The organism is Sulfuricella sp. (assembly GCF_035531155.1).
GTDB lineage: Bacteria > Pseudomonadota > Gammaproteobacteria > Burkholderiales > Sulfuricellaceae > Sulfuricella.
In genome coordinates this window covers 136,941-161,492 of record NZ_DATKTK010000026.1, presented here as the reverse complement: position 1 = coordinate 161,492, position 24,552 = coordinate 136,941, and the positions used below count along the sequence as shown (strand labels likewise).

The 24,552-nt window shown below is 57.6% G+C and carries 24 protein-coding genes; 18 read left to right on the top strand and 6 right to left on the bottom strand.

Annotation, left to right across the window (positions count from 1 at the left end):
* Nucleotide 1: 1 nt before the first annotated feature.
* Complete coding sequence (locus tag VMV64_RS05060; RefSeq protein WP_325328859.1) at nt 2–1,423, bottom strand: OmpP1/FadL family transporter; 1,422 nt, start codon at nt 1,421–1,423, stop codon at nt 2–4.
* Between the two features lie 235 nt (nt 1,424–1,658).
* Here VMV64_RS05060 and VMV64_RS05055 point away from each other — a divergent pair, with 235 nt between their 5' ends.
* Together VMV64_RS05055 and VMV64_RS05050 are read left to right on the top strand one after the other, a co-directional pair.
* The gene (locus VMV64_RS05055; protein ID WP_325328858.1) at nt 1,659–2,339 is read left to right on the top strand and encodes a cytidylate kinase-like family protein; all 681 of its coding nucleotides are present in this window, start codon (nt 1,659–1,661) and stop codon (nt 2,337–2,339) included.
* Nucleotides 2,340–2,352: 13 nt separating this feature from the next.
* Nucleotides 2,353–2,796 carry a F0F1 ATP synthase subunit epsilon gene (locus VMV64_RS05050; RefSeq protein WP_325328857.1) on the top strand — a complete coding sequence of 148 codons (444 nt, stop codon included), beginning with the start codon at nt 2,353–2,355 and terminating at the stop codon, nt 2,794–2,796.
* A 32-nt stretch (nt 2,797–2,828) separates the two neighbouring features.
* On the opposite strand, the gene VMV64_RS05045 is transcribed toward VMV64_RS05050, so the two are convergent.
* Entirely contained in the window at nt 2,829–3,551 is a 723-nt protein-coding gene (locus VMV64_RS05045; RefSeq protein WP_325328856.1) for an rRNA pseudouridine synthase, read from the bottom strand.
* Nucleotides 3,552–3,777: 226 nt separating this feature from the next.
* Here VMV64_RS05045 and VMV64_RS05040 point away from each other — a divergent pair, with 226 nt between their 5' ends.
* The 3 genes from VMV64_RS05040 to VMV64_RS05030 all read left to right on the top strand — a co-directional run bounded on the left by VMV64_RS05040 (nt 3,778) and on the right by VMV64_RS05030 (nt 6,780).
* Nucleotides 3,778–5,265 (top strand): FlgT C-terminal domain-containing protein, encoded by a 1,488-nt coding sequence (locus tag VMV64_RS05040; protein ID WP_325328855.1) that lies wholly within the window; start codon nt 3,778–3,780, stop codon nt 5,263–5,265.
* A gap of 71 nt (nt 5,266–5,336) precedes the next feature.
* Nucleotides 5,337–5,996: a metalloregulator ArsR/SmtB family transcription factor gene (locus VMV64_RS05035; protein ID WP_325328854.1), complete on the top strand. Its 660-nt coding sequence runs from the start codon at nt 5,337–5,339 to the stop codon at nt 5,994–5,996.
* Between the two features lie 112 nt (nt 5,997–6,108).
* Nucleotides 6,109–6,780 (top strand): metalloregulator ArsR/SmtB family transcription factor, encoded by a 672-nt coding sequence (locus VMV64_RS05030; RefSeq protein WP_325328853.1) that lies wholly within the window; start codon nt 6,109–6,111, stop codon nt 6,778–6,780.
* Between the two features lie 22 nt (nt 6,781–6,802).
* On the opposite strand, the gene VMV64_RS05025 is transcribed toward VMV64_RS05030, so the two are convergent.
* The 4 genes from VMV64_RS05025 to clrA are packed head-to-tail and all read right to left on the bottom strand — an operon-like array spanning nt 6,803 to nt 11,787.
* On the bottom strand, nt 6,803–7,516 hold the full coding sequence (locus tag VMV64_RS05025) for an ethylbenzene dehydrogenase-related protein (RefSeq protein WP_325328852.1): 714 nt from the start codon (nt 7,514–7,516) through the stop codon (nt 6,803–6,805).
* A complete protein-coding gene (locus VMV64_RS05020; RefSeq protein WP_325328851.1) occupies nt 7,513–8,058 on the bottom strand; it encodes a molecular chaperone TorD family protein in 546 nt (181 codons plus the stop codon). Before VMV64_RS05020 ends, VMV64_RS05025 begins: the two co-directional genes overlap by 4 nt.
* The gene (gene clrB / locus VMV64_RS05015; protein WP_325328948.1) at nt 8,055–9,035 is read right to left on the bottom strand and encodes a chlorate reductase subunit beta; all 981 of its coding nucleotides are present in this window, start codon (nt 9,033–9,035) and stop codon (nt 8,055–8,057) included. The genes VMV64_RS05020 and clrB overlap by 4 nt, the downstream gene beginning before the upstream one ends.
* A 4-nt stretch (nt 9,036–9,039) precedes the next feature.
* Complete coding sequence (clrA, locus tag VMV64_RS05010) at nt 9,040–11,787, bottom strand: chlorate reductase subunit alpha (RefSeq protein ID WP_325328850.1); 2,748 nt, start codon at nt 11,785–11,787, stop codon at nt 9,040–9,042.
* A gap of 579 nt (nt 11,788–12,366) precedes the next feature.
* On the opposite strand from clrA, the gene VMV64_RS05000 reads away from it, so the two are divergent.
* The 13 genes from VMV64_RS05000 (at nt 12,367) to VMV64_RS04940 (ending at nt 24,544) form a co-directional block, all read left to right on the top strand.
* Nucleotides 12,367–13,104, top strand: a complete 738-nt coding sequence (locus tag VMV64_RS05000) for an MBL fold metallo-hydrolase (protein ID WP_325328849.1) — start codon at nt 12,367–12,369, stop codon at nt 13,102–13,104.
* Nucleotides 13,101–14,408 carry an MFS transporter gene (locus VMV64_RS04995; RefSeq protein WP_325328848.1) on the top strand — a complete coding sequence of 436 codons (1,308 nt, stop codon included), beginning with the start codon at nt 13,101–13,103 and terminating at the stop codon, nt 14,406–14,408. The genes VMV64_RS05000 and VMV64_RS04995 overlap by 4 nt, the downstream gene beginning before the upstream one ends.
* 18 nt (nt 14,409–14,426) lie before the next feature.
* Complete coding sequence (locus VMV64_RS04990) at nt 14,427–14,780, top strand: DsrE/DsrF/TusD sulfur relay family protein (protein WP_325328847.1); 354 nt, start codon at nt 14,427–14,429, stop codon at nt 14,778–14,780.
* A 69-nt stretch (nt 14,781–14,849) separates the two neighbouring features.
* Nucleotides 14,850–15,638, top strand: coding sequence for a sulfite exporter TauE/SafE family protein (locus VMV64_RS04985; RefSeq protein WP_325328846.1), 789 nt, complete (start codon nt 14,850–14,852; stop codon nt 15,636–15,638).
* A 39-nt stretch (nt 15,639–15,677) separates the two neighbouring features.
* On the top strand, nt 15,678–15,998 hold the full coding sequence (locus VMV64_RS04980; protein ID WP_325328845.1) for a hypothetical protein: 321 nt from the start codon (nt 15,678–15,680) through the stop codon (nt 15,996–15,998).
* Nucleotides 15,995–17,182: an aminotransferase class I/II-fold pyridoxal phosphate-dependent enzyme gene (locus tag VMV64_RS04975; protein ID WP_325328844.1), complete on the top strand. Its 1,188-nt coding sequence runs from the start codon at nt 15,995–15,997 to the stop codon at nt 17,180–17,182. Before VMV64_RS04980 ends, VMV64_RS04975 begins: the two co-directional genes overlap by 4 nt.
* A 15-nt stretch (nt 17,183–17,197) precedes the next feature.
* Nucleotides 17,198–17,989 (top strand): class II glutamine amidotransferase, encoded by a 792-nt coding sequence (locus VMV64_RS04970; protein WP_325328843.1) that lies wholly within the window; start codon nt 17,198–17,200, stop codon nt 17,987–17,989.
* Entirely contained in the window at nt 17,986–18,129 is a 144-nt protein-coding gene (locus VMV64_RS04965; protein ID WP_325328842.1) for a hypothetical protein, read from the top strand. Before VMV64_RS04970 ends, VMV64_RS04965 begins: the two co-directional genes overlap by 4 nt.
* Nucleotides 18,130–18,230: 101 nt before the next feature.
* Nucleotides 18,231–18,668, top strand: coding sequence for a F0F1 ATP synthase subunit epsilon (locus VMV64_RS04960; RefSeq protein ID WP_325328841.1), 438 nt, complete (start codon nt 18,231–18,233; stop codon nt 18,666–18,668).
* Nucleotides 18,669–18,754: 86 nt separating this feature from the next.
* Complete coding sequence (locus VMV64_RS04955; RefSeq protein WP_325328840.1) at nt 18,755–20,695, top strand: type IV pili methyl-accepting chemotaxis transducer N-terminal domain-containing protein; 1,941 nt, start codon at nt 18,755–18,757, stop codon at nt 20,693–20,695.
* Nucleotides 20,692–21,351 (top strand): response regulator transcription factor, encoded by a 660-nt coding sequence (locus VMV64_RS04950; protein WP_325328839.1) that lies wholly within the window; start codon nt 20,692–20,694, stop codon nt 21,349–21,351. Before VMV64_RS04955 ends, VMV64_RS04950 begins: the two co-directional genes overlap by 4 nt.
* A gap of 256 nt (nt 21,352–21,607) precedes the next feature.
* Nucleotides 21,608–22,873, top strand: coding sequence for a nitrate/nitrite transporter (locus tag VMV64_RS04945; protein ID WP_325328838.1), 1,266 nt, complete (start codon nt 21,608–21,610; stop codon nt 22,871–22,873).
* 60 nt (nt 22,874–22,933) lie between these two features.
* Nucleotides 22,934–24,544, top strand: a complete 1,611-nt coding sequence (locus VMV64_RS04940) for an antiporter (RefSeq protein WP_325328837.1) — start codon at nt 22,934–22,936, stop codon at nt 24,542–24,544.
* Nucleotides 24,545–24,552 lie beyond the last annotated feature (8 nt).

Here is a 24,552-nt window from a genome sequence, read left to right as displayed (position 1 = left end):
CTCAGAAATGGGTGCTGTAAACCAGCTGCCCGTTGTACTGCTCGTGGCTGATCGTCACGCCGGTCACGCCCGAGGTCGCCGTCACCTTGGGGGCATAGCTGAAGGCCAGCTCGAGATGCGACTTCTTGCTGACGTTATAGCCGAAGCCGGCGGTGACGTGATTCTTGATGATGGCGGGGAACAGCGCGTTGAGATAGGTATCCGGCACCGGATTGTTGGCCATGTTGAGGCCGGCACGCAGGGTCAGCGCGTCGGTCATGCGGTAGGCGGCACCGAGCATCACCACATCCTGGTCTTTCCAGTCCTGGTAAAACACCACATCCATGGGCAGCCCGTTGAAGGCGGCCACCATGCCGGTATTGCCGGCCGGGGTAAACTCCATCCTGAAGTTCTTCATCACCTCCGCCCAGTTGATGCGCTTGTAGTCGGCCGCCAGCATCCACTTCTCGCTCGCCTCGTAGGCGATGCCGAAACCAAGGGTTTCCGGCCACTGGAAATCCTTTACGGTCATTTTTCCACTGACCGGGATAGCCAGGTTGGTTGGCCCTGAATTGATGTCGACGTTGAAGGACACCGTGGCATCCTGCGCCTCCAGGTCGCTCAAGCGGGTCTTGGAATGATAGGTGGCGCCGATGGTGGTCTTGCTGTCCAGCTTGTAGGTAAAACCGATCTTGCCGGCATAGCCGGTGCCGACCGCCTGGCCGGTAAAGTCATTCTGGTTGGAAAAATCGAAATAGCCCCAGTTGACGGCGCCTATCTGGCCGGGTGCGCTACCCATCATGCCGCCGAAAGCGCCGACCATAGGTCCCGAAGCCGTAGCCATCGGCGAGGTGCCACCCGCCATTTGCAGAAAGGATGCCCCGTTGACCGCCATTTTCAGATCCATGCCCGCCCAGACGTAATCCACGGAGCCGCCGATTTTCAGGTTCGGGCTCACGTCGTAAGCCAAGGGAAAAATCACCCTGCCGACGCTGACCTCAGAGCGGTTGACCAAACCGGGAGATGGGGTCTGACCGGCGGGATTGGAAAAAATCGAGTCGTTGCCGTATTCGGTGCCCATGCCACCCTGGCCGTACATGCCGATGCCGAACAGCAGCCCGTTCTGCTTGCGGACCAAGCCGAAGGCCGGGCCGCCGAACATGTCGGCGCTGGACCGCGATGTCGTGCCGCCGGCGGATGATTTCACCTGCGGCGAGAGAAAACCGAGCGCCAGATCAAGATTGGTCCCCTCATCCATCATCGCCAGCGTCGCCGGGTTGTTCATCATCGCCGCCGTGCCGTTATCGTAGGCCATCGAAGCGCCGCCCATGCCCATAGCCGTAGCGCCATAGCCTTCCATATTCATGCCGTTGGTTGCGGAGGCCAGTTGAGGAAGCGAGCACGCCGCCAGGACACTGGAAAATATTATTTGTTTTGTTTTCATGGCATTAATCTCCAACAGAAAATTTGAGTTCGACAGGGTATCAGCTCATTTAACTATTAAAAAATTTTAATATGCTTATATTCATAGTCACATTACCACCAATTTCAGGATATGAACATCCTCAATTCTCATTTGGCCGGAAATTTTCATAAACCGGCCACACTCTGCGCCTGAATCTTGTAAATTCAGGCCATTTTCTATACGCTTCAAGCAGATAATTCAGGAACCCTGCCCCATGACCGTGGACGCAACAAAGCTGGTGGAAGCCATCCTCAAGGCGCATGCTGCCGAAATGCACGGTGGACGAGGTGCGGAGCGGCCAGTCGTCACCCTCTCACGCGACTATGGCAGCGGCGGTCGCGAGATTGCGCAGCAGCTGGCCAAACATCTGGCCGTGCCGGTTTACGACAAGGAATTGCTGGATGCCGTGGTGGAACGTTCCGGCGCGGACCCGCACCTACTGGCACAGCTCGACGAAAAAACCCGCGGTTTCTGGGACAGCTGGATTGTCTCGATGCTGTCCGGCGAAAATGTGCTGGATGATAACTATCGCCGCCATCTGGTCAAGGTGGTGCTGGGCATCTTCAATACCGGCAAAGGCGGCGTCATCATCGGGCGCGGCGCCCATCTCATCCTGGCGCAGCAGAACGTATTCCGGGTGCGCATTATCGCCTCCCCGGAAACCTGTGCCGAGCGGGTCGCGCACAAACGCCAGATCAGCCTGGAAGAAGCCCGCAAGGAAGTTGCCCGCGTCAACGGGGACAGAGCCAAGTTTATCTGGGATGTTTTCAAAAAGCGGCTCAACGAGCCTGCCGCCTTCGACCTGACGATCAATACCGACCATTTGAGCAAATACGAGGAAGTGGCGGAAATCATTATTTTCGCCATGCAATACCATCACCGCAACATTTCCTAAAACCAGCCTGGCGATGAGCACGCATAGTGAAACCCCCACCATCCAGGTCAACATCGTCAGCCTGCAAGGTGAAATTTACTCCGGCAAGGCGCTACGCGTTGCTGCGCCCGCCCTGCTCGGCGAGGTTGGCATACACCCGCGCCATGCACCGATGCTTACTCCACTCAAAGAAGGCGAAGTGCGTATCCTTACTCCAGGCAACACGCTGGAACTGATTTACGTCTCGGGTGGCCTGCTCGAGGTGCAGCCGACATTGGTGACGATCCTGGCCGATACCGCCGCTCGCGCGAAGGGCAGCGACCAGGCTGCCGCCGCGGAGGCCAGAAGGCTGACTGCGGAAGCCATGCAGCATCTGGATCGTTTAACCTCTCATGACAGGGCTTACGCAGAACTGCTGGTCGGCATTGCAGAAATGATGGCGGAAGGTGAACGCCTCAGGAAACGCCGCCGCTGGTAGGAACAGGGGTGTAATTTCTTCTTCCGCCGCGCTTAAAACCGCTCATGCTGCGCCAAATAACGCCATTGACCAGGCTGCAATTTGGCCATCGACACCCGCCCGATCCTGATCCGCTTCATGCTCAGCACCTTGAGTCCGACGCTGTTGCACAGTTGCGCGATCTGACCGGGTTGTGCGCCCTTGAGGGCAAAGCGCAGCCGGGTTTCGTTTTGCCAGCTGACCTTGGCTGGGGGCAGCGTCCGGCCGTTAAAAATGAACTTGTGGTTGAGGCGCTTGAGCCCATCTGGCGCCATTTCGCCGGCAACCTCGACTATGTACTCCTGCTCGACTGTGGCGGCATCGTCGATCAGCTTGCGCGCCACTCGCCAGTCCTGGGTAAATACCAGCAAGCCGCTGGAGTTCGCCTCTAACGGTGCGGTCGGGGTCAGTCGAGCAAAATGTTGCTTGAGCATGAGGATGCCGGAAAGGTCGTCAGCCGCCCGCGCGTCGGCGGTAAGCAGCTGCTGCGCGGAGTTGGCGCCCATGCCTGCATCATGGCCGGACGGCTGGTGCAGCAAAATGGTAACCGGTTCAACCGGTTCAAGCCTGGCGTCAGGGTGAAGCTCAACCTTCTGCTGCGACACCTTAAACTGGGGTTCTTCCACCACTTGCCCGTCAACCATTACCCAGCCACCCACGATATAAAGCTCGGCCTCCCGGCGAGAGCAGGAGACTAATTCGGCAAGGCGTTTTGCAAGGCGAACGGGTTCTGTCATGACGGGGCATCCTGGAAGGGAAAAACGCCATTGTAACCGCCCTCGTCAAGCAGAAACGCGGTATTCTTATGTTCATGAAAAACTTGAAACTGGGAATTAACCCTTTCCATGGGCACTGAATCACTGGGGTTTACCTGTCTCCACTTCTTCAGCACTCGGCGCAGGAAGCAAAGATGGCGCAGTTGTTGCTCACACACCGCGAAATACACTTAGAGACATCCTGATCATGATCGATTTGAAAACGGCTACCGGGTTTGCGAAGCGCTTTATTTTGCCAACGCTATTGGCGCTAATCATTTTGGGAGCGCCGCTTGGATACCAATATTTCAAGTTGCAAAAAGAGAAGAACTCATTAGCCGCTCTCCAGGCTAATCTGGAAAAAAAGAAAGCCGAGCTTGAAGCAAAGAGCGCTAACCGGGAAGCCGAGCTGGATAAGAAAGCGAAAGCACTCGGCGCAAAGGAAGCCGAATTGATCTCCATGGCAAATCAACTCAAAAAATCACTGACTTTGCTCAACCAACGCGAACAGGAATACCAGACCGCACTCGCCAAGCTGCAGCAAGAGCAAATCCTGGCACTCCAAAAGACGAAACAAACCCCTTTAAAAAGGGCAGATATCCAGCCACTGAAGCGAGCGCCCCCCTTGAAACGCGACGTGACAATTTATCCGAAAAAACGCCCCTCTTTGGGTACAGCTCTCAAGAAACCCGTTGACGCCAAAGAGTATCGCCCCGCAGAGGTCAGCCCTCCCCCTATTGCAACACCCCCAGTAGTCAAGCTCGAGGAAAGTTTGCCCCAAGCAAGGCCCCCCGGCGCTTGTGCCTCTGTCGATGGAGGCACCGACGCCACAAGAGAATTGGCACGCCTCAAAAGAAAAATTTCCGCCACGAGTTTTAAAATCAACTATCGCCCCATCGCTCTGACCCCGAATATTCGGTCCGGCTTCCCTGAAGACTTATTGCGGAGGTTAGGGGAAAGCAATGAGTTTCTCCCGCGCAATGTCTCTCTCGGGATAGGGTATCCGCCATTAAAAGCGCAACCCGATTCACTTTCAAGTACAGATGCCGCGCGTGAAGTTGCATTTAAAACCGGGAGTCAATTTATCTTGTCCGGTGTCATCGATGCCGGCATTGGGCGCACTGATTATGGTCGGTGGATCGAGGTGGAAGTCGATGCCTATGATGGACTTAGCGGAGTGCTGGTAGCGAAAAGACGCCAGGGCATGGAGATTGCCGGCGAAAATGAAATTGAAATCAGATCGCTCTTCGGTAGCGCCAAGTATTTTAGTACCCCTTTTGGGAAACGGTTCGATGACTTAATTAAATCACTTATTAAAGGCATCAGGACTGATCTGGCTTGCATCCCCTTCACGGCAAAAATTACCGATATCGACCTGGACAATAACAAAATCTATATCGATAGTGGGGCTGCCTCTCGTGTCGCGCCGGGAGATAAATTCATTGTCTATCATTCCGCAAAGCGAATCCAGTCAGAGTCCGCATCCAAGGGATTACTGGGAGTCCAGACCATTCCCGTTGCGTCCCTGACCATCAAACAAGTATCCCCATTATTCTCGATAGGTGAATTGTCGATCGACCCCAGAAAAACCGAGCTTCATGTGGGTGATTTTGTCAGTGCGCAAAAAGCCCATAAGGAGAAACAGAATTCCGCTTTAAGGGATGTCCAGGCCCACAATCATCAAATGAATTTTTGAGCTTCAGGATCATTGCTGACACTTAATTCTGGCTATAATAAGCTCCTGCTTAAATTTTTAAAATCATCTCAATGGCCGCTGTGACTCCCAAAAAGAAACTCTTCGAGAACTTCGCCCTCGTCGCAAAAGCGCTTGCCAGCGCCAATCGGCTTGAATTGCTGGAGGCGCTTGCACAGGGCGAGCGCGGCGTGGATGGGTTGGCGCAAGCAAGCGGCATGTCGGTAGCCAACACTTCCCACCACCTTCAGATCCTTCGCGGAGGTGGACTGGTCCAGTCGCGCAAGGAGGGCACCCAGGTTATCTACAGTTTGACCGACGAAAAGGTGCTTTCACTGTTAGCGGGTATCCGTAATGTGGCTGAACAACACTTGGCTGAAGTGGAGCGCATTGTCCGCGAAAACTTTGATAGCCGGGACAACCTGACGCCCGTCCGTCGCGACGAGCTTCTGGGATTGGTGAGATCTGGGGAAGCGATGGTGATTGATGTTCGCCCCGCCGCTGAATACGATGCCGGCCATATCTCAGGGGCGGTCAATATCCCTCTTGAGTCCCTGCCGGAGCGGTTAAGCAAATTGCCTCATGACCAGGAGATTGTTGCCTACTGCCGTGGTCCCTATTGCATGCTGGCCTTCGATGCGGTTGAACAGTTGCGCCAGCACGGCTACCGTGCCCGCCGACTGGAAGATGGTTTCCCTGAATGGAAGGTCGATCAGCTTCCAGTTGATAAATAAATCCTCAAAACCTTTCCAAAATATATCGGTCTCAGGGCCGTAAATCTTCCTGGAATAATTAGGTCGGGGGAGGCGATTGACCAATGACTCTAATAGTCATTAGAATGATGACATGAACAATCGACAGACAAAAGATCTTCTCTATGAACAGGTTGCGCGTATCGGCAAGGCTGTTTCCAGCCCGAAGCGCCTCGAACTGCTCGAAATCTTGAGCCAAAAGGAAAAGACAGTCGAAACCTTGGCTACCGAGGCAGACATCAACGTCAAGCTCGCCAGCGCCCATCTCAAGGCGCTGAAAGCCGCCCGACTGGTTCAGAGCCGCCGCGAGGGCAAGTACATCATCTATCGCCTCTCAAGCGATGATGTCTCACATCTTTGGGTGACCCTGCGCATGGTTGCGGAGGAGCACCTGATCGAACTGTCCTCCGCCTTGGCACAGATGTTTTCGGAGCCCGAACGTCTCACCGCCGAAAGCCGCGCAGTCCTCATTGACCGGGTGCGCGAGGGTGATATCGTGCTCATCGACGTGCGCCCGGAAAGCGAGTACCAAACTCGCCATCTGCCCTACGCTCGCTCCATGCCGCTGCACGAATTGGAACGGCGGCTGGCGGAACTGCCGTCCGACAGGGAAATCATCGCTTATTGTCGCGGCCCCTTCTGCCTGTGGGCCGAAGAGGCAAAAAAGCTCCTTGCGCTACACGGCTTTAGCGTACGTAAGATCGCCGACGGCGTGCCAGAATGGCTGGCCGCCGGGCTGCCCGTGGAATCGACGATCAAGGCTTGAGCCGCGACGCGGCGAATCTCCCTCAGAGCCGGAGCTTCTGCCAAGTCAACGTCACGGCCTTCAGGCCGTCGCGCTCCTGGTTCGACCCATCCCATGCGGCGAACGCAATTGGAATCTCACGGAACCGCTTGAGATTGACCATCCCTTCCGGGCCCACCAGCTTCCTGCTCAACACCACTTGCCAGCCCTGCGAACTCCTTGCGCCAATCCCGCTCACCTCACCTTGCGCACGCAAGGAAGTTGCGGTTCCGAAGCCGCCCGCGACAAGCTCCTCTGCGTACCCGTCGGCGCGCCAGCGCCAGATATTCACGGTATTCTTGACATCGCCCATGAACGGCGGCGTGTTCGCCTTCCCATTCACGGGGAACTGAACAGCGACTCCGTCAGCGAACTGCGTCGTATCGCTGGGTTTGCCGTTGGCTGTTGGGTCGTCCCACGCCAGTCTCACAAACAGGCGATCCTGACTGCGCACCGCCTGCACCGTCACCTCGGCGATGCGAGGCGTGCCGACGATAGCCGGATGCCCCGGGAAAGCCGGTTGCAGGCTTACCTTCGTGGCGGGCGCCTTGTTCCATGTCGCGGCATCCGGCTGCGAGGCGTCAACCTGCTTCGCTACGAGCAATGCCTTCACGGTCACAACATTCTCGGCCGCATATGCCGCAGGCGCCAAACTGGCAACCGCAACCGTCCCCACCCCGGCGATAACCAAAGCCAACAAACTTGTCTTGATCCTCATGACAATACTCCTTCTTTCATTTCTCCAAGTTCATCCGCATGCTCCTGACAAAAGTCGGCCAGCGCCTGGGCGATTTCGCCATAGTCCGTTTTTCCACCAGCCAAACGCTCCGCAAACCCGGGCACCCACACGAGCAGGTGTCGCTGCAGGAAATCGCGCGATGCCCGCCGGAACGAATCCACATCCTTTCCCGCCGCCTCCCGCTGGCACAGAAAAGCCATGAACTCGAGTTCCGTGACGAGGTGATCCGGGTAATCACGATTCGCTTCCTGTAGCCGCACACCGAAAAACTCATGGAAGCGCATGACATCTTCCAGGATTCCTTCCCGCCCATCCCCGGGCCGGCATAGCCCTTCGTAAAGGGGCACGGCCGGTTGCTCTCCGCCAAGCTCGAAGGCGGCGAGGTAATCCGCCTCGCGCTCATCCTGCGAGCGGGCCGGCGTCATGCCGTCGCGCTCCAGCGGCTGCCATACCTCGGGCCGCGGGAAGTCGAAGAGCTGCGCGAGCGCGAGATACTGCCGGGCTCTGTCGGTCGGATTCATGGCTTGAACCGATCTTTGTTGGTGTAACCGATCAGAATGTCGGTCAGCTCTGACGGTTGGGCCTGCCGGCGCTTGGCCATCTCCCCGCCCAGAGTCGCCAGTGCCTGCTGGACACCCTTGCCGAACAGCGCTTCCAGGTCGGCGATGGGGATGCGCGGCTTGTCTGAGAGCCGGCCATCCTCCTCGAACGGCGGCGGCGTGACGTTCATCGGCGGCACATAGAAGACGTTCGGTTGGGTGCCATACTCTGCATGCAGCGGCAGCGCCACTTTCCATTGGTCGACCAGTTTGTAGATCGGGCCGTCCTTGTCGTCGCGATAGCCCCAGAAGCGGATGCGCCCGACGCATTGTTTGACGCAAGCGGGCGCCTCCCCTTTTTCGACGCGCGGGTAGCAGCCAATGCACTTCTCAGACGTGCCGGTCTGGAGGTTAAAGTACATCTTTCCGTAGGGGCAGGCCTTGACGCAGTAGCGGTAGCCGCGGCAGCGTTCCTGGTCGACCACCACCAGCCCGTCTTCCGGCCGCTTGTAGATTGCCTTGGTCGGGCAGGCGGCCAGGCAGGCCGGGTTGGAGCAATGGTTGCAGATGCGTGGCAGATAGAAGTATTGGTTGTTCGGGAACTCGCCCTTGCCCTCGTCCTCGTCCCAGTTCGGGCCCCAGGTCGGCTTCTCGTGGGGCACGACCTGGTTGCCCTTGCCTTCCAGCAACACCTCCTGCAGGTTGTACTCCCATACGCCACCGTAGTCCTCCTTCGGCGGGATCTTGCCGTCTGTCTGCAGCACCCCGTCCTTGAAACCGCCGCCCTTCTGTTCCCAGTTCTTCGGGTAGCCCGTTCCGGGGCGGGTTTCCACGTTGTTCCAGTACATATACTCGCGCCCGCTGCGGTTGGTCCACAACTGCTTGCAGGCCATGGTGCAGGTGTGGCAACCGATGCACTTGTTCAGATCGAATACGTAGGCCAGTTGTCTCATGGTTATTTCCTCAGGCTTTCTCGACGTCGACCGTCGTTTCGTAGAAGATGCGGTTCGGGTTGAATCCGCCGGACGCGTACTTGATGTGGCCGTAGCCGCCCACCATCTCCAGAGGGTTGATCAATTCGGCGTTGACCATATTGTAGTGGGTCATGTTCTTGTACATGTATTGCTCCCAGCCGTGCTCGGAGAAAACCATATTGTCCGGCAACGACGGCGTAGTCTTCGCCATGGCGAAAAATTCGCCTTGGGAATTGAAGATCCGCACCATGTCGCCGTCCTTGATGCCTTTCTTGGCCATCGCCTTGGGGCTGAGGCCGACATCCGGTGTGCCGCGCTGGTGCCGCAACAGCCATTTGTCGTTGCGGGCGAAGGAGTGGATGCCCCAGCGCGTGTGCGGCGAGTTGGTCATGAAGGGATACTTCTTCGGACCCAGGTTGCCACCCTTGAATTGGGGTTTCGGCACGGTCGCCCCAAGGCGCATGAACCAGTCGTGGTCCACGTAGAATTGGAGGCGCCCGGTCAGGGTGCCGTAGGGTTTCTTCTCGGTGACGTTCACCGTGAAGGGTCGGTAAGGCTTGTCCTCGGGCACTGGCGCCGTCTTGCCAGCCGAGGGGCCGACGGCGACAAAGCCTTTCTTCATCATCTCTTCATAGGTACCTGGGCCCAGCGCCTTGGACTTCTCCATGACGAAGCGCAACGCGTCCTCGTCCTTCTCGATGGCACCCTTCATGGTGAAGTCGTCGTAGATGGTGTCGAAATCGATGGCGCTCTTGATCTCGGGGTCGTCCACCCTAGTGACGCCGCGGGCCTTGGCCCGCTCCTGGATCTTCTTGGCGAGCGCCACGTTAATCTGCCAGTCGGTCTTGCGCTCGTACATGGGCTTGACCGGCTGACCGAAGAGGTGGATGAAGCGCGTCACCGAGGTCTCGCGGATATCCAGTTTCTCCATCGCTGCCGCCGGCAGCACGATGTCCGCGTACATGGCGCCGGAATTCAGGCGGAAGTCCACCACCACCAGCAGCTCGCAGCGCTTGAGGAAGTTTTCCGCCAGGTGCTGATAACCGTTCGACGTGGCGAAAATATTGATACCGCCGTTGATATAGACCACCGGATTCTTGATGGATTGCCAGTTGGGCATCCAGCCCTTGGCCTCCGACTCCTTGCGCATGGCCTCCATGTCGTCGACACCGAAGCCGAGATCCTCCTTCAACTGCGTGTCGTCGTAGTAGGCCTTGGTACGGCGGTACTGTTCGCCCCACACCCATTGCGCCAGCACCATGGAAACGCTGCGTCCGGGCTTGCCCTTCACCGCGCCGAGCTCTGTGTTCCCTTCCAGTTTCCAGCCTTCGTAGGTAGTGTCGATGGAGCCGGTGGTGCCGTGGTGGCCGATCAGGGTGACGATGAGGATTTTCAGGCGGCCGCACTGGAAGCCGTCAAAGTGCTTCTGGTTGTTGTAGCCGTCGAGGATGCGCAACGCCTTGCACTCGGCGATCCAACCGGCGAGCTTGCGCACCACGGACGGATGCACGCCCGTTGTCGCCTGGGTAGCTTCCGGCGTGTAGGGGGCGATCTCGGCCTTCAGACGCTCGAAAACGGTGGTGACTTGGACGCCCTCCGCAGAGAAAGTACCTTCCAGCGCCGGATCGACGGCACCGAACTTCAGGGTCTTGTCCTTGCTGCCCATGCTGCCGGGCGCCAGCACTGCCTTGCCGGTCTTGGTGTCCCACACGTAGAAAACCTGGTCGCTGCCGTCCGGTTTGAAGTCCGTCTCTCGCAGGAACTTGCCATTGTCGGTGCGCACCAGGAACGGCAGGTCGGTCTGCTCCTTCAGGTAATCGGCCTTGTAGTGCTTACCCGCGAGGAGAACGTTCACGATTGCGGCGGCCAAGTGCGAGTCGGTGCCCATCTTGACCGGCACGAACAGGTCGGCATGGATCGACGAAGGGTTGTAATCCGCTGAAATATTCACCAGCCGCGCCCCGTTGTAGCGCGCTTCCATGAGGTAGTGCGCATCCGGAATCCGGGTGACGATGGGATTCATGTGCCACATCAGGATCAGGTCGGAAGTGAACCAGTCGTCGAAGGTGGACACAGTCCGCGCCGGCATGCGCACCGTCTGGATGCCCGGATAGAGGTCGCCGGTCATCGAGGATACGTCGGGCTTGATGGCGCCCAGCAGGTTGGCGAGGCGCGTGTACGCGGTATTGCTGATGACCGCGAAGGGGCGCTTCGGGATGCAGATGTTGCCGGGGCCTTGTTTCAGAGTGGTGTCGATGATCTTGTCGGCAATCTCCGTCAGCGCTTCGTCCCAAGAGATGCGCTTCCATTTGCGTTCGCCCCGGGCGCCGACGCGCTTGAGCGGATACTTGAGGAAGTCCGCCTGTTTGATCCAGGAGCAGTACACGGCACCCTTCTGGCAGCCGCGCGGATTCATGTCCGGGATGCCGGGCAGTTGCGGATACTCGGCGACCTGCTCCTCCCGCATCGGCACACCGTCCTTGACGTAGACACGCCAGGCGCATCCGCCTACGCAGCCGTTGGAATGGGTGGTGAAGCCTGTGGAATCCCATGTCCATTCCTTGCGGTAGAGATCTTCCCAGCTTCGGTAGGGATACTCGCCCTTGAGCGGGTCGCCAATGGGCTGCAGTCGAGTGAGCGCGAAGGAGGCGCCGGGAATGGCCAAGCCAAAAAGGCTTGTCCCGGCCAATTCGAGAAACCTTCTACGCGACAACTTGGTTGGATTCGACGGATTCATCTGTATCTACCTCCACGATAAAAAGACCTCTATATCTTGTATGCAACGTACTCCCTTCGTTTTAGTATGTCAACAGTCGCGCGAATGTACGAATGTATGAATTTGCTAATGTTGAATACTCTATTGCCGGATTAATGGTCAAAGAAATTATTCAGTGAGCAATAGCGATATCCGATATCCGATATCCCCAAAATTCGGTGGCAAGGCAAGGAACTATCACCAGATAGATGCTCTGAGCCAGAGGCTACTTTGTGTCCACGGTGGGCTTGGATGAAGAGATGGTGAAAGCATACATTCGCAATCATGAGCAAAAGGATGAAAGCTACGTCCAGATGAAACTGGGCGTGTAGCCGCCTTGGGCGACTCACGGTTTTAGGGCGTCTTTGAGGCGCTCACCCAATAAACCCCCGGCCGGGGGTCACTTAATGTCTATTGGATTTCCATCAAGTCCAGCAGCCTGCTAGGTCATTGGGCCGCCATAAAAAAATTAGCTTGACGACTTTGTGGTTAAGGCTGAATAATATATTCAAACATTCATTTGATTTTATTATTAACCATAACTAACAAGGAGGAGATGAAATGTTCTTCAGGCAACGTTTAGCCAAGGAAGCCACCCTGTCCTATCTGCTCGGTTGCGGATCATGCGGTGTTTCGGTGGCCGTTGATCCGGTTGCGGGTGACGAGGATTGGTTTATCGAAGAGGCCATCAGGCAGAACGTTAAGATCACTCATATCTTTGACACCCACGTTCATGCCGATCACTACTCAGGCGGGCGGGTCCTGGCAGAGAAGTTGGGCGCCCAATACTGCCTGCATGAAGCCAATCAGGGGCGGGTGCAGTTCCCATTCCATGCGCTTTCCGATGGCGAGACCATCGAAGTGGGCAACGTCGCGGTGAAAGTGCTGCACACTCCTGGCCATACCCCGGACAGCATCTGCCTGACGGTCACCGACAAGCGCCGCAGTGCCGAACCTTGGTTCGTGCTCACTGGCGACACCCTGTTCGTGGGCAGCATCGGACGCCCAGATCTGGCGGGCAAGGGAAAGGAATGGGCGGAGCAGCTGTTCGACAGCCTGCATGCGAAGCTGATGTCCCTTCCTGACGAAGTGGAGATTTTTCCCGGTCATACCTCTGGCAGCGCTTGCGGTGCGGGAATTTCCGGCAAGCCATCCTCCACGGTTGGTTTTGAAAAGCGCTTCAATCCTGGCCTGAAGATGACCAACAAGGACGAGTTCGTCAATTATATCCTGTCCGACATTCCGCCCCGCCCGGCGGAAATGGAACGCATCGTGGCTGTCAATCTGGGGGCCGCATGAGCCACACTTTGCGCAATGAATACCAGGAGTACCGCCATGGCATTCGCGACAACTTTGCGCAATTTTCCCACCAACTGCTGCAGGTATTTCTGGTGGGAATGACCATCGGCATGATGCGCACCGTGGTGCCTGCTCTGGGCGAAACCGAGTTCGGCGTACCCAAGGGTTCCTTCATGCTGCTGACCACCTTCGTGGTGGCCTTCGGCTTCGTCAAGGGAACGCTTAATTTCGTAGCAGGCCGCCTGTCTGAGCGCATCGGGCGGCAGAAGGTATTGCTGTTGGGCTGGGCAGCGGCATTGCCCATCCCGTTCATGATTCTTTACGCGCCCAGCTGGAACTGGATAGTCGCTGCAACCGTGCTTCTGGGTGTTAACCAGGGCCTGACCTGGTCCATGACCCAGACCGCCAAACTCGACATCACCCGGCCCGATCAAAGAGGCTTTGTAATCGGCCTGAATGAATTCTCCGGTTACGTGGGCCTTGCGGTCGCAGGCATCATCACCGGTTACATGGCGACCGCCTACGGGCCGCGCCACGGGCTGCTGATATTCGGCGTCGCGGTGATTGTTCTGGCCGCGCTGCTCACCATCCTGTGGGTAAAAGACACCTTATCCTGGGCCAAGGCGGAAGGGGCCAAGCATGCCGCCGGGCAGTCCACCGGACCGAAACCGCGCTATCCCGCCAATATCTCCGACAAACCCACCACCTGGGAGGTGTTCTCCCTCATGTCGTGGCGTGACAAGCGCATGGCATCCATCAGCCAGGCAGGACTGGTGGAAAAATTCGTGGATGCACTGGTCTGGGTGTTTTACCCGGTTTTCCTGTATCGCCACGGATTGTCCCTAGCCAGCATCGGCTGGGTGATCGGGGTGTACGGCTTCGTTTGGGGAGGCTCCCAATTCTTCACCGGCAAACTGTCCGACCACATTGGCAGGCAGAAGCCGATCGTGTGGGGTATGTGGGTTTGTGGTGCGGGGGTGGCGATGATGCTCCTGGGCCAGGGTGTCGCCTGGTGGTCTTTGTCGGCAGGCGTTTCCGGCTTCGGCATGGCGCTTTTGTACCCCAACCTCTCGGCGGCTGTGTCAGATATTGCCCACCCCAACTGGCGCGGCTCGGCCATCGGCATCTACCGCTTCTGGCGCGATCTTGGCTATGGCATTGGGGCCTTGGCGCTGGGGATCGTGGCGAGTTTTAGCGGTGCCATCGAGGAGTCCTTCTGGTTCGTCGCTGTCTCCATGTTCCTCTCAGGTCTGGTCGTACAGATTTGGGGAGAAGAAACACATCCGCGTCTTAATCCAGCCTGATTTACTGGCAAGGAGAAAATGATGAAAACCCTTTTCATACTCAACGACCCACCCTACGGCACCGAGCGCAGCTACAACGGTTTCCGTCTGGCGCGAGCCTTATCCAAGCACGACGGCAATGAAATTCGCCTGTTCTTGCTGGGCGACGCCGCTCTATGCGCCAAGGCGGGGCAGAAGGTGCCGGAGGGCTATTACAACATCGAATTTTTTGCCCAGAGCATTCTGAAGCGTGGCGGACAAATCGGAGTTTGCGGCGCTTGCATGGACGCCCGTGGGTTAAAGGACGAGGAAATGATCCAGGGCGCCGAGCATTCCACGCTGGAGCATCTGGCGGAGTGGACGGAATGGGCAGACAAGGTGCTGGTGTTTTAGCCCATTTTTTTTACTCGATATTCAAATATTCAATTGATATTTGTCAGTTGCATTAGAAGGAAATGAACCATGATCATTATCGCCATATTCGCCGGAGCCATCACCGGCATCGTATTGGGTCTGTTCGGCAGTGGCGGCTCCATCATCGCCATGCCGGCGCTCATGTATCTGCTTAATGTGGAAGCGAAATCGGCAATTGCCATGAGCCTGGGCATCGTGGCGGTTACCGCCACCATTTCAGGCTGGGATAACTGGCGGCGCGGCAACGTGGACGTGAAAATTGCCGCAGTATTCGGCCTGTTTGGTGTGATCGGCACCTATGGCGGAGCACGGTTGGGTGTTTTGACGCCAGTTGCAGTGCAATTGACGCTGTTCGCCTTGATCATGTATGCCGCCGCCTGGAAGATGCTCCGGAAGAATCAGATAAAACCTGCGCCTGCTCAATTTGCAGGAGCAGGCGGCCCCAACCTTGCTGCAGAAGATGAGGCGATTACCGCACATATGGGGCATATTGCCGTGCACGGTATCGGTGTGGGCATACTGACTGGTCTGGTAGGCGTTGGGGGCGGCTTCCTGATTGTGCCGGCGCTGGTACTGCTATCAGGGATTCCCATGAAAATAGCAGTCGGCACCTCCCTGGCCATAGTCGCCGCCAAGTCCTACTCAGGCTTCGCGGGATACATGGGGGCAGTCCCAATCGACTGGACAATCATGCTGTCCTTCACCACGGTAACCGTGATGGGCAGTTTTGCAGGAACCCGAATAGCGCACCGTTTTTCTCAGGAAGCCCTGAAGAAATGGTTCGGCATCTTTCTGATATTCGTCGCCACCTACATCATGATCAAAAGCGTGATCTGAGGCGTTCATTCCAGGAGAATAAAATGAAGAAGGTGCCCCATGCCCGAACCCATTAAAATCTTGTCGCAGCATCCGCCCGGTGGACGCTGTACACTTTACGCCAGTTACGCTAAAGAACTATCATCCTGTCTTGGGTTGGCAATGCGGGTTATCCATACCGATTGTCGCGATGCGCACGGTGACGGTTCTCCTTCCCTGCGAGTGAATGGAGCAGTGCTTCAGCCTTCGGACGGTGTAATTCTGTCGGCGGCGGATATTTGCGCCGGCCTGGCAGCCGCCGGAATGGATCTGAGCATCTCCCCGGATTTGGCTTCGCGACTGGAAGCTATTCATGAACATTTCCTCGAGGAGTTTGCATGAACGACACAAACCAAGGTCTTTCCACCCGTTGCGTCCACGCAGGGGAAATCAAGGATGCCCACGGCTCACCGCACACACCGGTCTACACCACCACCACCTTCAAATTCGATTCCACCGCCGACCTGCTCGACGTGGTGGAGGGGCGCAAAGCGGGCAGCCTCTATACCCGCTACGGCCTGAATCCCACCCTCTTCAGCCTGGAAGAAAAGCTGGCGGCTCTGGAAGGAGCGGAAGCGGCTTGGGCATTTTCCTCCGGCATGGCGGCGGAAGCCTCGCTATTCTTTGCTCATGGCCGCAAGGGCGTGATCTGTATCGGTGATGCCTACGGCGGCACGATGGAGCTTCTTTCCAGCCAGATGCCGGAGCTGGGCATACCCACTCATTTTCTCCTCGGCAGTGAGCTGGACGGACTGAAGACATTTCTGGAAGCAGGCGCAGGCCTGATATTTTTCGAAACACCGACCAATCCCACCCTGGAAGTGCTGGATATCCGGAAAATCAGCGCAATTGCCCACCAGTATGGCGCCCTGGTGGCGGTGGACAATACCTTCGCCTCTCCGGTGAATCAGAGCCCGCTTGCTCTGGGCGCGGATTTCGTGGTTCACAGCGCCACCAAGTATCTCGGCGGCCACAGCGACATTACCGCCGGCGCCTTGATGGGGTCGAAAGAACTGCTGGCCCCGGTATGGAACTGGCGCAAAAACCTGGGGCAGATGCCCGCGCCCGAAACCGCATCGCTCCTGGCGCGTAGCCTGCGCACCCTGGTCGTGCGGGTGGAACGGCAGAACGCCACGGCGAAAGCCGTGGCCGAAGCCATGTCGCACCACCCCAAGGTGGCGCGGGTGCTTTACCCCGGCCTTCCCGACTTCCCCGGCCATGCCGTGGCCAAGTCCCAGATGCAGGGCTTCGGGGGCATGCTGACGATCGAGGTCAAGGGCGCTTACGAAGATGCAGTGCGGGCGGTAGATAAGCTCAAGCTGTTCGCCATCGCACCCAGCCTGGGCGGTGTGGAAAGTCTCGTCACCATGCCGGTGACAACCACCCACCATGGCCTGGCGCCTGAAGAACGAGCGCGGCGCGGCATTTCCGATACCATGATCCGGCTCTCCATCGGCCTGGAAGATGCTGCCGACCTGATCGCCGACCTGAATCAGGCGCTCGGATCATTTCCTAATAAAACTTAATGGAACTTTCTGACGATGTGTGAGCTTTTCGGGATGTCTGCCAGCCAAGCGGTGACAGCAAGAGTCACACTCGGTGATTTCCGTCTGCGCGGCGGACTGGCGGCGGACAACCCCGACGGATGGGGGCTCGCCTGGTGGGAGAATGGTGTTTTTCGCCTTGTCAAGGAGCCCCTACCGGCACACCAGAGCGCGCCGTTCGCGCGTTTGTGCGAAACCACGTGCTCTAACCTGATGGTCGCTCATGTGCGCAAAGCCAGGTTTCCGCCCATCAATACCCTGGACAATACGCATCCGTTCCGGCGGATGTGTTGCGGAAAAGAATGGGTGTTTGCCCACAACGGGCTGGTGCCCGATATCGTGGAGATGGAGCGCGCAAATAAGGATTCGGTCTGTCAACCCGCAGGAGAGACCGATTCGGAGTACGCCTTTTGCCACCTCCTGAGCCATATTTCCCAGAATATCCAGGCTTTCCCTGCCGCGAATGAAACCGTCTCGTTCCCGACCGTGGCGCTGATCAGTGAACTGATCGCCTCGCACGGCAAGTTCAACTTCCTCATGTCGGACGGAGAGCATCTGATCGCATACGGCCATGACAGGCTCCACTATCTGGAACAGAGAGGATCGGATTCCCAGGGCGGCGCCCCTGCCGACTGCGCCATGATCGCCACTGAGCCTTTGCCTGGAGACGGAAGCTGGATCGCTTTCGAGCCTGGGGAGCTGCGTATTTACCGGCTCGGCAGGATAGCGGGGCGAATCCTGACTCGGCCATCCGGCCAGATTGTCGATCTGGAGCAGTTGCCCGTATGAACGATCCGGTTTATCTCGACTACAATGTCACCACCCCGGTGGCGCCGGAAGTGGCGGACGCCATCGAGCCTTACCTGCGCGGGCACTCGCCGGAACGAAAAGACACCTCATTACCAGCGCCATCGAACATCCCTCGGTGATGCAGCCCTTCCTCACCTGAGCGAATACGAAGAAGTGGCGGAAATCATCATTTTCACCATGCAATATCGCCGCCGCAACAGCATCTAAGGCCCTCCCGGCGATGAGCACCCATGCGGAAACCATCACCATCCAGGTCAACATCGTCAGCCTGGGAAGTGAAATCTACTCCGGGGAGGCACTGTGCATTTCGGCACCCGCCCTGAGCGGGGTAAGCATCGGGGCGTGGTGCGGCAGAATGCCGACTTCGCCGAGCAGGGCGGGTGAGGTGCGCATCCTGACGCCGCAAAACTCCGAGGAGCTGGTGTATGTCTCCGGCGGCATGCTTGAGGTGCAGCCAGCGCTGGTGACCATCCTGGCCGATATGGCCGCACGTGCGAAACACAGCGACCGGGCCGCCGCCGCTGAGGCAAAAAGACTCACTGCCGAGTCAATGCAGCGCCAGGACCGTTTCACCCGCGAGGTCAGAGCTTACGCTGAACTCCTCTCCAGCATCGCGGAAATGATGACGGAAGGACTGCGCAAGAGCCGCCGCCGCTGATAGCAGCACTACAGCCCCTCCTAACTCTTGATCCTCTTCACCGTTCCGGGTAATGTACCCGCTCCTCGAATCAATGTAACCGCCTGATGGTCGCTCTCAATCAAAACCTTGGCACCAAGATTGTCAACATCCTGATTTTCTTCTTTTTCGTTGCGCTCGCTGCAATCAGCATGACCCTATACATTTCCTGGCAACTGGAAGGGGCAGGCGCGGCGATCAACGATGCCGGCAGCGAGCGCATGCGCTCCTACCGCATGGCCTACCTGCTGTCGCAAAGCACCCGCGACAATGCCGGCAACGCCGAGATCAAGGCGGAGATTCTGCGCGAAATCGGCCTGTTCGAGTCCACCCTGCACACACTGGAGAAAGGCAACCCTGCGCGACCTTTGTTCTTGCCCAAAGAGGAGGAAGTGCAACTGCAAATGAAGCTGCTGCGGCAGAAATGGACAAATCAGGTGAAGCCGCTAATCCTGAAAATCGTGGACAGCGACAGGGCAACCGGCCAATTAACGCTGGCCAATGACTTCCAGCCGGCCTTGCAGAATTTTGTCGCCATGGTGAACGATCTGGTGCTGATGGTGGAGCGCAGCAATTCCCGCAATACTGCCTTGCTGCGTTCATTCCAGATTGGCCTGGTGATGCTTGCGCTGATCGGCACCCTCATCCTGATCTATCTGTTCTTCCTGATGGTGATCAGTCCGGTGAAAAAACTGCAGGAAGGCATACAACGCATGGCGGCAGCGGATTTCAGCGTACGCCTGCCGGTACAAAGCAAGGATGAACTCGGCGCGCTGGCCGACGGCTTCAACCAGATGGCGGATCGGCTGGAGAATCTTTACGGCACGCTGGAACAGCGGGTGCAGGAAAAGACCCGTAGCCTGGAGGACAAGAACCAGGAACTGGCGATATTGTATGAATTAACCGCCTTTCTCAACAAGCCCGCTTCGGTGGAAGACCTGTGCGGAGGCATCCTGAAAAAACTGATGGGCATTCTTGCCGCGCAGGGTGGTCTGGTGCGCCTGACCGACCCGAATTCGGACGCGCTGCATGTCATCATCCATGAAGGGGTATCGGACGAATTCGCCCAGAAAGAGGAGTGTTTGCCTCTGGGTGAATGTCTGTGTGGCGAGACGGCCCAGAGTGGCACGCCGGTATCGTGGAACCTCAATCTCGAGGCGCCGCGGCCGTTGTTGCTCCATTGCAAGCGCGACGGTTTCCAGTCAATTTCCGCCATTCCCATCCGCTCCAAGACGCACATACTGGGCATTTTCAACCTCTTCTTCCACGAACCGCGCGTATTCGACAGCATGGAAATCCGGCTGCTCGAAACCATCGGCCTGCACCTTGGCGTCGCCATCGAGAACCAGCGCCTGGTTTCGCGCGAGAAGGAAATGGCGGTATCCGAGGAACGCAATCTGATCGCCCAGGAGCTGCATGACAGCATTGCCCAGTCCCTCGCTTTCCTCAACATCCAGGTGCAGATGCTGGCGGATGCGTTGCGCCGCAACAACACCGCGGAGGCGATGGAGGGTCTGGCCCAGATCCGCGAAGGGGTCCAGGAAAGCTATGACGACGTGCGCGAGCTGCTGGTGCACTTCCGCACCCGGGTGGATCATGCCGATCTGGCCAGCGCGATCTCCAGCGCGCTGGAGAAATTCGAAGGCCAGACCGGGATCAAAACCACCTTCGTACAGAGCGGCAGCGGCGCGCCGCTGGCGCCGGAATATGTGATCCAGGTGCTGCACATCATTCAGGAGACCTTGTCCAATGTACGCAAGCACGCCCAGGCAACGCAGGTTGATGTCGCCATGGAGCAGGATGGAGATTATCGTGTCTTCGTGACCGACAACGGCAAGGGCTTCGACTCCAGCCCGAAAACCGGCATTGCCGAGGAAAGTCATGTCGGGATCAAAATCATGAAGGAAAGGGCGCATCGCATCGGCGCTCAACTGACGATAGCCTCTGCTCCGGGAGAGGGGACTCGCGTATCATTGGCGCTGACCAAACAGCCGAAGGGAACTGCATGAAGCAACCGATTCGAGTTTTGATCGTCGACGACCACACCCTTTTCCGGAGCGGGATCAAGGCGCTGCTGCAGCGCCAGGAAGGCTTCGAGATCGTGGGCGAGGCCGGCGATGGCCTGGAGGGCTTAAAGCGTGCCAAATCCCTCCAGCCCGACGTGGTGCTGCTCGATCTGCACATGCCCGGCATCAGCGGGCGCGAAGCGGTCAAGCTGCTGGCGGAGGAGGCACCGGAGTGCAACGTGCTGCTGCTGACCGTGTCGGAAGATGCGGAAGACCTGATCGAAACAATCCGTGCCGGCGCCCGGGGCTATTTGCTGAAAAACATCGAAACCGAATTCCTGCTCAACGCCATACGCGCCGCCGCACGCGGCGAATCGGTGGTATCGCCGCAGATGACCGGAAAACTGTTGATGGGCGTACGCATGGGCAAGGAAGGCGCCGCCACCGAAGCAGACAAGGAAAAGCTCAGCCCGCGCGAAAAAGAAATTATTACCCATCTGGCACGAGGCGCCAGCAACAAGGAAATGGCGCGTACCCTCAACGTGGCGGAAAGCACGATCAAGATCCACGTCCAGAACATCCTCAAGAAACTCCACCTGACCAGCCGGGTGCAGGCCGCAGTGTATGCCGTTGAACACGGCCTCGCGCAGAAAGAGTAAGCAAAGCGGCGCGTCATTGCAATCATCGAAGCTCGTTGATCCCGGAAAAAAGCAATTGAACCGCGGAGGACGCAAAGCCCCCGCCCCACCCAAAAGAACTACTGCCGCCCAGCCATAAGAACTAGTACTTCCGGCCTTATGGCGGAGCCGGCCATCGTTCTTTTTTCTTTTGAAAATCCACAATCCTGCATATATGCCTTAGCCCCGCGAAAAACTATTCTTCAATCGTTGGCAATACCATTGACTGGAGGAGCGCATGGCTACGCAAAAATACAAGGCATGGTCCGTTGTAATCGCTAGCACGATTGCGTTCACCGTCTGTTTCATGATCTGGATGATGTTTGCCGTGATCGGCATTCCCATCAAGAAAACCCTGGGGCTCAATGAGACCCAGTTCGGTATCCTGATCGCCATGCCGGTTCTTACCGGCTCGCTGATCCGCGTGCCGCTGGGCATGTGGACCGACAAGTTCGGCGGGCGCATCGTGCTCTTCATTCTGATGCTGTCCACCGTCATCCCGATTTTCATGATTTCCCGCGCCACCGAATTCTGGCAATTCCTGGTAACCGGACTGTTCGTGGGCGTTGCCGGCGGCTCCTTCACCGTGGGTATTTCCTACTGCGCACGCTGGTTCCCCAAAAACCAGCAGGGCTTCGCGATGGGCATCTTCGGCGCCGGCAACACGGGTGCTGCGCTGACCAAGCTGATTGCCCCGAGCATCGTGGTGGCTTTCGGCTGGGCGATGGTGCCGCAGGTTTATGCAGTCCTCATGCTGGTCACCGCGATTCTGTTCTGGATGTTCAGCTATACCGAACCCAGTCACGCGGTGGGCAAGGGCGTGACCATCCGCGAGCAGCTCGCCGCGTTCAAAGACCCCAAGGTGTGGAAATACAGCCAGTACTATTCCATCGTGTTCGGCGGCTACGTCGCCCTGGCTCTGTGGATGACCAAGTACTACGTATCCGAGTACGGTTTCGACCTCAAGACGGCGGCGCTGCTGGCCGCGGCATTCAGCATACCCGGCGGCGTGCTGCGTGCCGTCGGCGGCTACTTCTCCGACAAATACGGCGCCCACTCCATCACCTGGTGGGTGCTGTGGATATCGCTGATCTGCCTGTTCTTCCTGTCCTACCCGCAGACTGAATTCACTATCCATACAGTGACCGGCCCTTCCACTTTCCACGTGGGACTCGGCCCGACCGCATTCACCATCATCATGTTCACCTTGGGTATCGTATTCGCGATAGGCAAGGCATCGGTCTTCAAATACATCTCCGATGACTACCCCCACAACATCGGTGTGATCTCCGGCGTAGTGGGACTGGCGGGCGGATTGGGCGGCTTCCTCATGCCGATCATGTTCGGCGCGCTGGTGGATCTGACCGGCATCCGCTCCTCCGCCTTCATGCTGATGTTCGGCGTGGCATGGGTATCCCTGATGTGGATGTACTGGACCGAGGTGAAGCCGCTGGATGCGGAACGGGAAAAGAAGCGTGTCAAGGCAGACGATATCATCGAGTGATGCAGGTTCGAATAACGGTTAGCAGCATTGGCAGTAAATTTTAAACAATAGGAGACAGGCATGCCTAATATCAAAGAATGGGACGTGGAGGACCAGAAGTTCTGGGAATCCACCGGCAAGAAAATTGCCAACCGCAACCTGTGGATTTCGATCCCTAGCCTGCTTTGTGGCTTCGCCGTGTGGTTGATGTGGGGGATCATCACCGTGCAGATGCTGAATCTGGGTTTCCCTTTCAGCAAGGACGAATTGTTTACGCTGACCGCGATTTCAGGCCTGGCCGGGGCCACCATGCGCATCCCGTCATCATTTTTCATCCGCCTGGCGGGTGGTCGTAATGTCATATTTCTCACCACAGCCATGCTGTTGGCTCCGGCCATAGGCACTGGTATCGCCTTGCAGCACCCGGGGTGGCCATTATGGGTATTCCAGCTGATGGCACTGTGGTCAGGTGTGGGTGGCGGCAACTTCGCCAGCTCGATGAGCAATATCAGCACCTTCTTCCCAAAGCGGCTGCAAGGTACGGCGCTGGGCCTTAACGCAGGACTAGGCAACTTTGGCGTGACCACCATGCAAATCGTGATACCGCTGGTAATGACGGTTAGTCTCTTTGGAGCGATGGGTGGCGAGCCAATGACTCTGGTAAAAGACAGCGGCTGGATTTTCGGAAAAATCGTCGCAGGCACTCCCACCTATATCCAGAACGCTGGTTTCGCCTGGTTGCTGACGCTGGTGCCGCTGGCCGTGATTGGATGGTTCGGCATGAACAATCTCCTGCCGATTTCTCCGGACGCAACGGGCACGATTTCCTCCTTCATCAAGATCACCTGGCTTTATACGCTGGCGTTCATTCCTGCCGGTGTCGGCCTCTACCTTTACCTCCCTGCCCCGACTGGAATGGGCCTGCTGAACATGTGGGTAGCGATGCCCCTGATTATTGGCAGCACGCTGCTGCTCATGAAGCTGGCCGCCTTCGGTTCCATGAAGGAAAACATCGCCAAGCAGTTCGCCATTTTCAAGAACAAGCACACCTGGTCGCTGACCGTGCTCTATTTGCTGACCTTCGGTTCGTTCATCGGCTTCTCGATGGCCCTGCCCCTTGCCATCACGGTGATCTTCGGCTTCCAGCATGTGCCTGACCCGGTGACCGGCCTGATGACCCACACCATCAAGAACCCCAACGCGGTGTCGGCACTTACCTACGCCTGGATCGGACCCTTCGTCGGCGCGCTGATCCGTCCGGTGGGCGGCTGGATTTCCGACAAGGTGGGCGGCTCCATTGTGACCCAGCTGATTTCCGTCGTCATGGTGGTGGCCTCCGCGGCAGCCGGCTACGTGATGTTCCTGGCCTACAACTCCGCTACGCCTGAGCAGTACTTCACCACCTTCCTGCTGATTTTCGTGGCGCTGTTCGCCGCCTCCGGCATCGGTAACGGATCGACCTTCCGTACCGTGGGCGTGATTTTCGACCGCGTGCAGGCTGGCCCCGTGCTGGGCTGGACTTCGGCTGTGGCGGCTTATGGCGCTTTCATCGCCCCGGTAGTGATCGGCGCGCAGATCAAGGCCGGCACCCCGCAAAACGCGATGTACGGCTTCGCAATATTTTATGCCCTGTGCCTGATCCTGAACTGGTGGTTCTACCTGCGCCCAGGTTCGGAAATTAAAAATCCGTGAGGAGCATG

Coding starts and splice junctions, on each gene's coding strand:
- VMV64_RS05060 (WP_325328859.1), bottom strand. CDS start 1,423: ATGAAAACAAAACAAATAATATTTTCCAGTGTCCTGGCGGCGTGCTCG.
- VMV64_RS05055 (WP_325328858.1), top strand. CDS start 1,659: ATGACCGTGGACGCAACAAAGCTGGTGGAAGCCATCCTCAAGGCGCAT.
- VMV64_RS05050 (WP_325328857.1), top strand. CDS start 2,353: ATGAGCACGCATAGTGAAACCCCCACCATCCAGGTCAACATCGTCAGC.
- VMV64_RS05045 (WP_325328856.1), bottom strand. CDS start 3,551: ATGACAGAACCCGTTCGCCTTGCAAAACGCCTTGCCGAATTAGTCTCC.
- VMV64_RS05040 (WP_325328855.1), top strand. CDS start 3,778: ATGATCGATTTGAAAACGGCTACCGGGTTTGCGAAGCGCTTTATTTTG.
- VMV64_RS05035 (WP_325328854.1), top strand. CDS start 5,337: ATGGCCGCTGTGACTCCCAAAAAGAAACTCTTCGAGAACTTCGCCCTC.
- VMV64_RS05030 (WP_325328853.1), top strand. CDS start 6,109: ATGAACAATCGACAGACAAAAGATCTTCTCTATGAACAGGTTGCGCGT.
- VMV64_RS05025 (WP_325328852.1), bottom strand. CDS start 7,516: ATGAGGATCAAGACAAGTTTGTTGGCTTTGGTTATCGCCGGGGTGGGG.
- VMV64_RS05020 (WP_325328851.1), bottom strand. CDS start 8,058: ATGAATCCGACCGACAGAGCCCGGCAGTATCTCGCGCTCGCGCAGCTC.
- clrA (WP_325328850.1), bottom strand. CDS start 11,787: ATGAATCCGTCGAATCCAACCAAGTTGTCGCGTAGAAGGTTTCTCGAA.
- VMV64_RS05000 (WP_325328849.1), top strand. CDS start 12,367: ATGTTCTTCAGGCAACGTTTAGCCAAGGAAGCCACCCTGTCCTATCTG.
- VMV64_RS04995 (WP_325328848.1), top strand. CDS start 13,101: ATGAGCCACACTTTGCGCAATGAATACCAGGAGTACCGCCATGGCATT.
- VMV64_RS04990 (WP_325328847.1), top strand. CDS start 14,427: ATGATGAAAACCCTTTTCATACTCAACGACCCACCCTACGGCACCGAG.
- VMV64_RS04985 (WP_325328846.1), top strand. CDS start 14,850: ATGATCATTATCGCCATATTCGCCGGAGCCATCACCGGCATCGTATTG.
- VMV64_RS04980 (WP_325328845.1), top strand. CDS start 15,678: ATGCCCGAACCCATTAAAATCTTGTCGCAGCATCCGCCCGGTGGACGC.
- VMV64_RS04975 (WP_325328844.1), top strand. CDS start 15,995: ATGAACGACACAAACCAAGGTCTTTCCACCCGTTGCGTCCACGCAGGG.
- VMV64_RS04970 (WP_325328843.1), top strand. CDS start 17,198: ATGTGTGAGCTTTTCGGGATGTCTGCCAGCCAAGCGGTGACAGCAAGA.
- VMV64_RS04965 (WP_325328842.1), top strand. CDS start 17,986: ATGAACGATCCGGTTTATCTCGACTACAATGTCACCACCCCGGTGGCG.
- VMV64_RS04960 (WP_325328841.1), top strand. CDS start 18,231: ATGAGCACCCATGCGGAAACCATCACCATCCAGGTCAACATCGTCAGC.
- VMV64_RS04955 (WP_325328840.1), top strand. CDS start 18,755: ATGGTCGCTCTCAATCAAAACCTTGGCACCAAGATTGTCAACATCCTG.
- VMV64_RS04950 (WP_325328839.1), top strand. CDS start 20,692: ATGAAGCAACCGATTCGAGTTTTGATCGTCGACGACCACACCCTTTTC.
- VMV64_RS04945 (WP_325328838.1), top strand. CDS start 21,608: ATGGCTACGCAAAAATACAAGGCATGGTCCGTTGTAATCGCTAGCACG.
- VMV64_RS04940 (WP_325328837.1), top strand. CDS start 22,934: ATGCCTAATATCAAAGAATGGGACGTGGAGGACCAGAAGTTCTGGGAA.